Genomic DNA, 10,170 nt, shown 5'->3' with positions numbered 1-10,170 from the left:
CGCACCGGGGTCAACGCGGTAGTCAACGCCCTGCAGGCGCTGGCGGGCGGTGACATAAAGGCTGCACTGGCGCAGGGTGCGGCCCCTTACCTGGCTGCAAAGGTCAGGGAAATCACCACCGGTAATGCGCCCTATGGTGAACTGACAAACGCACAGAAACTGAATAACCTGATGGCGCACGCACTACTGGGCGGCGTGGTCGCCGAGCTGAGCGGCGGCAGCGCAGCAGCAGGCGCCACCGGTGCGGTAACGGGAGAGCTGGCGGCACCGGCCATCGCGCTGGTCCTTTACGGCACGGCAGACAGTGATAAACTGAGTCCGGACCAGAAGGCGAATCTGAGCGCGCTGGCGACGCTGGCGTCAGGAATAGCAGCAGGCGTGAGCAGCGGCAGTACGGCGGGTGCGGCGACGGGCGCGCTGGCGGGTAAGAATGCGGTTGAGAATAATGCGCTGACCGGCCTGGAAAATTTTGGCTCTGGCTTCTGGAAGAATGTCCAGGCTCAGGGAGCGCTGGTAAATAATACCAATCTCACCGATGAAAATGGCAAAGTGCTGAATCCGGCAACGTCAGAAGAAATTAAATATGCTTCTGATAAGCTTGTGACGGGGCAATTACCTGCTGGTCAGAATGCGGCAACTGGCTTGTTAACAGCGTGGGGCGCTGGAGCGAGCACGGTTGTGGCGCCAGTTCTTTTGCCAGCAACAGCAACAGCGGGAAGTGTTATCGGTGCTGGCGCTATCGGCGGTGCGGCTAATGTGTTTAATCAGCTAAATAGTGGGGAACCGTTCAGTGCAACTGATGCACTTATAGCCACAGGTATAAGCGGAGTAACTCAGGGTAAAGGGTTCTGGTTTACGGAAGCGGCAAGTGTAACTGGTGCATATGCAGGAGCTAAGTTGCAGGATAAGGATGTCATTCCTACTGTGGCTGGCGCAGCAATTGGTACGGTGTTTGGTGCTACTGGTAGTAAAGCTGTAGAGGTTGGGAATAAATATATACCAATAGTTTCAGATAAGACTGCAGGTATAGCAGCTTCTATTGGTGGTTCTGTAGTCAGTGAAGTAACAGGCAGCCGAGTTGAAGATAAGTTAAAAGATGGAAAAAACAAGAAATGAAATCTAAGAATTATGGTTTAAAAAGCTTCCTTATCTTACAGGTCATTTTTATCATATTTATGACACTTGCTATTTTATCTGGCTGCTTATGTGCTGCAATTATAGTTTACTTAAAGAATGGTTCTTTCATCTTTAGCTGGCACGATGATGTACTTTTTTCAATCAAAAGAGGCGGGGTTTTAGGTATGTCTACTGGAGCAGGTATATGGATTTTGTCTAAGTTTAAAGAAAGTAATGGGTGAAATAATTTGATAGGTGTTACCTCTTCCAATAGGCTGGGTAAAGTCATTGGTAAAATTAAGAGCGGCGATAAATACCCCGACTGGGCTAATAAGTTGATAACACTGGGAGGAATCGAATAAAAGCAGTAATGCATTTGTGTCAGTGCATTGAACCAAGTCAAAGAGTTCTGGTTTACGAAGGTTGCAAATATCGTTACTTTACGGTGTTTAAATTATCGGTTTAGTATTAATAAAAATTTTAACAATACCTGTTTAAGGGGAGAGAAATGAAATGCATACAATGTCGGCTTCATGAAGCCAATAAAGAATCAGGTTTGTGTTATGGCTGTGAAGAAACAGAATAATGTAAAATCAATGCATTACTTTATCTACCCGCTTCAGGACTCATTTTAGGGATGCTTGGTAGTGCTATGTATCTACATTCATCGTTAGCATTTATTCTCGTTTTTAAGAAGACAGGGTTTTTATCCTATTATTCAATAGGTGCGTTCATTTTGTTTGTATTGGCTTTTTTCATCTCTATGTATGCGGCGTGGTTTTTTTAGACGAAAAAAAAGTACCCGCAGAATCATGACCGTTTATTATGTTACAGGGTTTATGGTTGCGCTATATCTAACTGTGCTACCAAATGCTCTTTTTAATATGAAATTAGATCAGGGTGATATCCTATTATTGGTTAGTGGTGTTTTTGGGTTTTTGATATGGATGCCTTATTTCATTTTCTCAAGGAGAATTAACTTGGTTTTTAGCAATTAGTATGATAAGCGTGTTTTATTTTTAATTAAAGATGTGAAAACTAGTAGGTGTATGCTCAGCTTTCAAAGCCCAACTACAGAGATGGGGCTTGATTTTTAATTGGGATGATATTTTTAAAATGAAGCTCCCGGTTACTTACAGGCAGATTTTTTCCTTTGTCAGACAAACACTTAATTACGGTGGGTTGTAAGCTTTAATTGATAGGAATTATACTTCCTTGCGCATTTTTAATTAAAGTAAATACCTCATAAATAGCGTCTTTTGATACCGGTTGATGTTTTTATGATTCCTTGTGAATATTCGGGAGGGGATTATCCTCCCGAAAATGTTACTCTTCTTCTATCGTGAGTGAAGTGTTATTTTCTTCCAGGTGAACTCTGATTGAATTGATTATTTTTTTTGCATTGCCCGCATGTACATTTAAAAAAACATTAGTTTTTTCATAGCATAACTCAACGTCTGCATCCCAGCCTGATTCTGAGTTTTTATATTTATAAGCTACAGAATTATCGTTTGTAAAAGTTTTATCGAGATCGATTGATGATTCCAGTACGAAATTTATATGTTCAAATAGTTCCTTGCTGCTTATGGAACTTGCTAATTTAAATTCATAACTCATTTACCTTCCACTCCCATGCGGCCTGTTTCTTATATTAGGGTAATCTGCTGGGTTCCGAATTCCGATGTGTGTTAAATCAGGATTGGTGGAAATATTTCCAAGATCATCAAGTTGATCACCTGCAGGATTTTCTTTATGAATATGGCCATTCAAACCAGATTTTGGTGTCAAATTACCATTTCTCATATTCATCGATTGATTACCATATGGATGAATGCGTACCTCAGAACCATCTGAATGCTTCCATACTTGATTTCTTGCTGCACTATTGCTCACTTTAGTTTGGCTAAAACCATTATGCGAAAGAGTCTTCTCTATTTTATTAACTGATTTTCCTCTTAATTCAGGTAACTGTCCTGACGCGCTTGAACATTGGCTCAACCCCAGCGGATCCACCCAGCTCAGCGGGTTCGGCGCATACTGATACAGGTTCCAGCCGCCTTCCAGCCCTATCGGGTCCTGAACCGTGAACCGTCCCACCTGCGGGTCGTAATAGCGAAACAGATTGTAGTGTAGACCGGTTTCGCTGTCCGCATACTGGCCCGCATAGCGCAGCGGCTGATGGGGCCGTGCAGACTGTTTCGCCAGCCGGGTAAAGCCCTCTGTCTGCCGGCGCACTTCACCAAAACTGCCGTACTGGCCGCTCCAGCGGATGTCGCCGCGTTCATCGGTTATCTCCAGCGGCGCCCCATTGAGATCGGTATTGAACCACAATACATCGCCCCGACCGCCGTCTGCCATATGGTCGATGCGCGCCAGCGGGCTCCAGGCCTCGTTGGGATCGTACACATAGGTCTGGCACTGGCCGTTATCCTGCTGCTCCTGTAACAGACGATAGCCCTGCCAGAGGAAACGGGTTTCTTTGCGATCGTGCCGGCTTCTGACTACTTTGCGGGTGCGTCTGCCCAGCGCATCGTAATGATAGTGTGCGGTAAATTCGCCGTCCGGACCATTGTCTTTGGCGGTGATGAGCCGGTTTTCGGCATCATAGGTAAAATGCTGCTCGTGCAGGCCGCTACGGCGACGGACCAGGTTGCCCCAGCCGTCATATTTCATAAACAGATTCTGCCAGTGATGCAGCCGGTTGTCGGTAACCGGCAACGCGTGCAGTGCATCGTCGTTTGCCGCCAGGTTGTCCGCGTTATCGTAAGCAAAATGCGATGTGCTGTGGCCCTGTCTGGCTTCATAGTGCTTCAGCAGGCGGCCTTCATCATCGTAACCATAGATAATGTCGCCGCGCAGCGTATCACTGACAGACTCCAGTTCACTGCGTGCCGAATAGCGGAAAGCGCGTTCCAGAATGGCTTTTTCCGGCAGCACCACCTGGCTATGCAATTCACTGCGCTGCATCGTGCGCCTGCCAAGACTGTCGTACTGGCGCGCCTGCTCCCTTGCGCCCTGACTGCGGCGAATTTCCCGGTGCAGACGGTCGCGGGTAAATTCACTGACCAGTTGCTGATTAAAGCGGATGGCGCTGACATGGCCAGAGCCATAGTGCAGCCAGGCAAGCTGCTGTTCCCCCGGCAGGGTCAGATGGGTGAGGTTGCCGAGGGCATCCCATTCGTAATCCAGTTTTCCGTTTATACCGGACTCGGATAATAACTGGCCTGCTGCGTCATAGGTGAAGGCGATTTCATCCTCTTCGATACCGAGCGCGATCCCCTCTGCAGTCGGGGTACGAACCAGGCCGGCGAGCTGTCCGCTCCGGTGGCGGCGATAGTGGTATTCGGCATGCTGCGTCGTGCGTCCGGTCATCAGGCCGCTGTCGTCGTAGCGAAAGTGCTGCCAGCGACGGGCTGCGCCACCATCGAGAGCGGGCTTGCCGTTTTCCTGTAAACCGCTGAGAAAACCCTGCGCGTTCCATTCCAGATTACGCGAGGTTTTATCAGGTCGGATTTCACTCAATGGACGACCGAGCGGATCGCAGGTAAATCGGTATTCACCGCCGTTGCCGTTTTCCAGACGGAGCACATTGCCACGTGCATCATAATGCCAGCGACGTGTGCGACCAATCCGGTCTGTCAGGCTCACCGGTAAACCCAGCGCGTTATAGGTCCAGCGCACCTCGGCTTCCAGCGGATCGCGCCACGCGCTGAGCTGCCCCTGGTGATTCCAGTGCAGGGTTTCACGGCTGCCGTCCGGATGAATGATGGCGCACAGTTGCCCACTGTCATTCCATTCGCGCGCTGTAACATGGCCTTCAGCATCTACGCTGCGGATAAGCTGACCAAATCGGTCATAGCTGAACGTCGTTACGCTGCCGGAGCAGTCGGTACGCCGTGTCAGCAGTCCTTGCCGGTTCCATTCCAGCTTTACCACGCCGCCCGTTGCATCGATGATGCTGTCTGGCAGCACTTCTGTGTCATCAGGATAGTGATAGGTGGTGATGTTATTGAGCGCATCAGTTTCACTGAGCAGGCGAACGTTAAGATCGTAAGCCGCCTGGGTAGCAGTAAGATCAGGATAATCGGTACGGATGATACGATCGGTCATGCGGAACCAGTGCCGGGTGGTTCGTCGTCCAACCGGGTCGATCTCCTGCGTCATGCGACCATAGCGGTCCCAGTTGCTGCAGCGCATAGCCCCGCCGGGCAGAATGACATCGCACAGCTCGCCCGCGCGATAAACCAGCATTGTCTGGCGACCATCGAAATCGGTAAAGCGGGCGACGTTATCGTCATCGTCGATCAACCAGTGCGCCTCAACGCCGTCATCACGCCGCGCGCGTCGGATGCCATTATCAAAATCGTACTCAAAATCCAGCTGCTCGCCGCCGCTGTGACGGAAGGCCACCACACGGGGCAAACCATCAATTGTCTGCCAGCGATACTCACTCAGCAGGCCGTTTGTATCCTCATGAGCGACCATCAGGCCGTCGCGCCACTGGAAGCGTCGACGCACGCTACCGCCCCGGCCCGTTACCGTAACGAGCTGGCCCATATCGTCATAAGCGTAACTGACCAGACAAATTTCGTCATCCAGCCAGGCTCCGCTAAGCCTGTTATCGGCATAGCGACATACCACGCGCTGACTGGCGCTGTCTGTCAGCGCGTTCAACGTATGATCGGGGTTCCAGTCAAAGGTTATCTGGTTGCCGCAGGGGTCGGTGAGGCAAAGGGGAAGAGAGGGGCCGTCGTCGGGCAATGGCATAAAATGCCAGCGCTCGCCGCTGATGTCATACAGCGACCAGCTGTCGTCACGGTGATGTTCCAGCCAGCGTTTTTCCGCTTCGCAGTAAGTCCGCTGGCCCTTTGGTACCCGAGGGAAAGAGACGTAATCGCCGGATGGCGCGCGCCAGACCAGTCCATCCTGATAGTGCTCCAGCCGGGTTTCCCAGAACAGGTTCCAGCCACGGCCCAATATGCTGTCGCCGGGATTACCGCTGCGCCAGTAACGCTGCCAGCTAACGGGCAGCCTGGAAGGGAGCACAAAATCCAGCTCATCGTCGCCGCTGAGAAATTTCTGGCCGCTGACGATATCCACCGGGCGGGCAACAATACCTGCGGCCGCCACACCGGTCATCAAGGCACCAGCACGGCAGGCCACTCGGGCGATTTTGTTGATGCCGGGAATCTTGCTCAGTAATTTACCCAGCGCCCCGACCTTGCCAGCCGCGCCGCCCACGCCACCGGTCAGGCCGGCAAACAGCAGGGTGAGGTCCGATGCTTTATAGGCCCATTCAGGCACTTCGGGCTTGATGGGGAGCGTTTGCTCAGGTTCGCCGCCGATGTAGACGTTGTCAGAGCCCGTCATCACTTTTGCATCGCAGGTGGTGCGATCGTCGATACGTGCTGCAGGCAGGCCGTTGATATAAACCCGGGAGGAACCTTCCGCCATCTGCTGCGGACCATCGTCCGAGCAGGCCACTATGCTGTTGGTGGCCATGGCGGCAGGTTTACTGTTAACAAACACGTTGGGTGAGCCGGTAGTAATCGTGCCTTTTTTGGTCATGCTGGCCGCGCCGGCATCCGCTATCCCATCCCGGGCGGCGGTAGCCAGTTCTCCGGTGAGATAACCCACGCCGATGCTGAGCCCGACCAACAATACGCCAACGCCGAGACAGGATGCGCCTAGGCCGGCGACCATCAATGCACCCGCCGCAATACCGCCTGCCGCAGCGATCAATCCACCGACGAGGGTACCCGCAATCATGCCTGCCAGCGCATGAGAGTGACCGATATCATCGCCGAGGCGTGCAGCTTCAAACATGTTAATTGCCCTTGTCGTTAAGCGTTAAAGCGAAAACTTTTAAGCAGCGTTTGAAACTGTGCCTGATCAGCGTCACTGATGGTGGACATGGAGGTCATGGTAAAGACCAGCACTTTGTGATTATCCGGCGTGAAGACCGACTGCTGTTGCCAGGTGCGTTTGCCGTCACGCAAAAAATTAGCGTGCACGCATTCGCCTTTAAGCAGATCGTCACCCAGTACGGCAGGGCCACGTTCAGTCTGTTTCCATCCCTTAATGTGTTTTTGCATCAGCGTTAACTGACGATCGATGTACGCAGGCAGCGCTTCACCGTCGGCGAGCGTATCGCGTGAGAGAGTAAAAGCGGGGGCATTGGCAGCAGAAGCGGTGAAAGCATTAACCGTGCGGTCCTGATAATCCTCAGGCAGTGTGATTTGACCTTCCGTAAACAGACAAGCGATGTTTGAGCCTGACATCGTACACATTCCTTATCCTTAAGATGTGCTCAAGTTTGTCATGAAAAGCGGGGAATCTCCAGCAAAGGCACGGGCGGGAAGAGGGCCTGGCTGGAATGTCAGAATAATCCTTATCGGCAAAGGGATAATGGCCTCATGGCGAGGCCATAATGGGTTACCTGTGCGGGCCGCCGCCAGGACCGCCACCGCCACCTGGTCCCATCTGTCCCGGGCCGCCGCCGGGTCCCCAGTATGGCCAGATGCAGCCCGACAGGGCAGAAACACTTGCTAACGCGATAACGAACAGAATCACTTTTTTCATACGGGCTCCTGATTGATGTGAATGACTCTATCAGGCCCTGCCTGTACAAGTATGTGGCGGATGAAAAAGGCTCGGCAGGATAACGTAAAAGTTTCGTTAACCGACGCGTTCGGGGCGCAGACCGACAGCCAGCCTGTTTTATCTGCCAGTGTTGCGGGCTTTACCTTATGAAGGTCTGGACAACCCGTTAGCGGTGTTGCCCATCATCTTATAACCAGACCACGGCGTGTATTACCGCAGGCTGCCCTTATTTGTCCTGGTGCATATATTTGTCTTGGTGCACAAAACAGATGCGCCCGTGAGGCGGAGTAACGCAATCCAGGGTTCACGGCGGCGTCACATTTGAGCGGTGACGTGCTTCTTTGCATCAGAAGTGTGCACCGCTACGCGGTTTTAGTCGCGAACCGACCGCAGACTGGCATGGCACAAACCCTCGCCCCTGGCCCACAAATTGCAATGGTCGTGGTACAAAGTCACATTATCACTTAGCAAAAAGGAATCAGACGAATGTCCGTGAGCCGTTTATATGTTGCCCGCCTGTGTTTACCTGCAATTTTTACGAGTTTGTCGTTCTCTTCGGTGGCCTTTGGGGCAAATGTACCCAATGGCGTGGCGCTGGCCCCTGTGCAGGAGATCGTGCGGGGCAACGGTGATGAGCCTTCAACCCTGGATGTCGATAAAGCCGAAACCAATGATGCTTTTGCTGTGATTAACGATCTGTTTGAAGGGTTGGTGCGGACAGATCCTGAGGGCAAAATCATGCCAGGACTGGCGAGTTCGTGGGAAACGACCGACAACAAAGTCTGGACCTTTCATCTTCGCCCTGATCTGACATGGTCAGACGGATCGCCTCTCACCGCCGAAGATGTCGTCTTCAGCTGGCGTCGTCTGACCGATCCAAAAACCGCCTCGCCTTATGCGTCTTTTGCTAACTATGCGCACATCCTTAATGCCGATGCGGTAACGGGCGGTAAAAGCCCGTCTGACAGCCTGGGCGTAAAAGCGTTAGACGCTCACACCGTGCAGGTCACCCTGGATCAACCGGTATCCTATTTTCTGCAGTTTGTTGCGCATCCTTCCCTGTTCCCGGTCAGCGAAAACAATATTAAAAAGTTTGGCGATGCCTGGATCAGACCGGGCAACATGGTCAGCAGCGGGGCGTATAAACTGGATCAGTGGGTGGTAAATGAAAAAATTACGCTGACCCGTAACGATCGTTACTGGGATAATGCCCATACCGTAATTAACCGGGTGACGTTTTTACCCATTCACGACGTTTCAGCCGAGCTTAACCGCTACCTGGCTGGCGGTATTACGATTACGGAGAATATTCCCGCCATTGATTTTGCGCGGATGAAAAAAGAGCGGCCCAAAGAGGTTCACAGCACGGCTGTTTATAGCGTGTTCTACTTTCAAATTAATACGCATAAACCGCCCTTTACCGATGCTCGCGTGCGTCAGGCGCTGGATTTGGCACTGGATAAAGGCATCATCGCCGATAAAGTCATTGGCATGGGACAGAAAGCGGCTTATACCGTTCTCCCTCTGTCCATGGGGGAGGTCTCGCTGTCGCCGCCTGAGTGGGCCGGCTGGACGCAGGCGCAACGGGTAAAAAAAGCGCAGACGCTGCTCAGTGAAGCCGGTTTTTCCGCCAGTCATCCTCTGAGTTTTACTCTGCTCTACAACACCAATCAGGATAACCAACGTATCGCTATTGCCGCGGCCTCCATGTGGGGTAAAACATTAGGTGCAAAGGTCACTCTGCAAAACCAGGAATGGAAAACCATGTTAGATACCATGCATCAGCGACAATATGATCTGGTGCGTTACACCTGGATTGGTGACTACAGTGAGCCCTCTACCTTTTTAAATACCTTCCGCAGTGGCGACAGCCAAAATAGCTCAGGCTATGCCAGCACAGGGTTTGATGCGGCCGTAAAAGCCGCAGGAATGGATACCGATCCCCACGCTGTGACCCAGGACTACCAGAAAGCCAGCGACATTATCGCGAAAGATACACCGGTCATACCGGTTTTCTATGGTGCGCTCAACAAGTTGGTCAATCCAAAGGTCGGCGGTTATGCACCCTCACATCTGGGGTTCTACTACACCAAGGACCTTTATCTCGTTAAGTAAGGCTGGTCGCTGTTCGCTCTTATCCGAATGGCGCTTTTAACTCATCTGGGGCCAGATTCTGGCCCCAGACCGCCTGGTGCAATCTCCGGCCTTTCCTGTCAGCGCCGGAAAACGCCCTTTCACCACGCAGTCAACGCACATTTTCGCCCAGCTAAATCCCACCGATTGAAACTCGCTTGCAAAAGGTAACGACTGGAAATGTTCTTCTGTTTTAAAACTGCATGCGGAAATGGGATGTTATGCGCTGAGGTAAATCAATGACCCGATCCGCCGTGAATAAACTGCACGTATAAAACATCGGTGACCGGGTGCCTTGCCCAGTAATATCCCCACGCA

The 10,170-nt window shown here is 51.7% G+C and carries 9 protein-coding genes; 4 read left to right on the top strand and 5 right to left on the bottom strand.

From position 1 onward, the window contains the following. Window positions 1-180: hypothetical protein (locus NR177_RS15340; protein WP_256853186.1), on the bottom strand; the 180-nt coding region annotated here is incomplete at its 3' end. Between NR177_RS15340 and NR177_RS15335 the strand changes: the two genes are divergently transcribed. From NR177_RS15335 to NR177_RS15325, 3 genes are all read left to right on the top strand, one after another. After that, window positions 172-1,116, top strand: a complete 945-nt coding sequence (locus tag NR177_RS15335; protein ID WP_256853185.1) for a VENN motif pre-toxin domain-containing protein — start codon at window positions 172-174, stop codon at window positions 1,114-1,116. The genes NR177_RS15340 and NR177_RS15335 overlap by 9 nt on opposite strands. After that, complete coding sequence (locus NR177_RS15330) at window positions 1,113-1,358, top strand: immunity protein (RefSeq protein WP_256853184.1); 246 nt, start codon at window positions 1,113-1,115, stop codon at window positions 1,356-1,358. Before NR177_RS15335 ends, NR177_RS15330 begins: the two co-directional genes overlap by 4 nt. A 525-nt stretch (window positions 1,359-1,883) precedes the next feature. Further along, window positions 1,884-2,114, top strand: coding sequence for a DUF2569 family protein (locus tag NR177_RS15325; RefSeq protein ID WP_256853183.1), 231 nt, complete (start codon window positions 1,884-1,886; stop codon window positions 2,112-2,114). A 328-nt stretch (window positions 2,115-2,442) separates the two neighbouring features. On the opposite strand, the gene NR177_RS15320 is transcribed toward NR177_RS15325, so the two are convergent. The 4 genes from NR177_RS15320 to NR177_RS15305 form a co-directional block, all read right to left on the bottom strand. Further along, window positions 2,443-2,733 carry a hypothetical protein gene (locus tag NR177_RS15320; RefSeq protein ID WP_145393768.1) on the bottom strand — a complete coding sequence of 97 codons (291 nt, stop codon included), beginning with the start codon at window positions 2,731-2,733 and terminating at the stop codon, window positions 2,443-2,445. Continuing rightward, entirely contained in the window at window positions 2,734-6,942 is a 4,209-nt protein-coding gene (locus NR177_RS15315; protein ID WP_256853182.1) for an RHS repeat-associated core domain-containing protein, read from the bottom strand. 17 nt (window positions 6,943-6,959) lie between these two features. Beyond that, window positions 6,960-7,397 (bottom strand): DcrB-related protein, encoded by a 438-nt coding sequence (locus NR177_RS15310; RefSeq protein ID WP_256853181.1) that lies wholly within the window; start codon window positions 7,395-7,397, stop codon window positions 6,960-6,962. 154 nt (window positions 7,398-7,551) lie between these two features. After that, window positions 7,552-7,698 carry a hypothetical protein gene (locus NR177_RS15305; protein WP_164484305.1) on the bottom strand — a complete coding sequence of 49 codons (147 nt, stop codon included), beginning with the start codon at window positions 7,696-7,698 and terminating at the stop codon, window positions 7,552-7,554. A gap of 507 nt (window positions 7,699-8,205) precedes the next feature. Here NR177_RS15305 and NR177_RS15300 point away from each other — a divergent pair. Further along, window positions 8,206-9,834, top strand: a complete 1,629-nt coding sequence (locus tag NR177_RS15300) for an ABC transporter substrate-binding protein (protein WP_256853180.1) — start codon at window positions 8,206-8,208, stop codon at window positions 9,832-9,834. Window positions 9,835-10,170: the final 336 nt, after the last annotated feature.

Origin of the sequence: Pantoea sp. Fr+CA_20 (assembly GCF_024520835.1) — a bacterium.
Lineage (GTDB): Bacteria > Pseudomonadota > Gammaproteobacteria > Enterobacterales > Enterobacteriaceae > Pantoea > Pantoea allii.
Note: the sequence above shows the minus strand (reverse complement) of the source record. Positions and strands in the feature narration are given on the sequence as shown.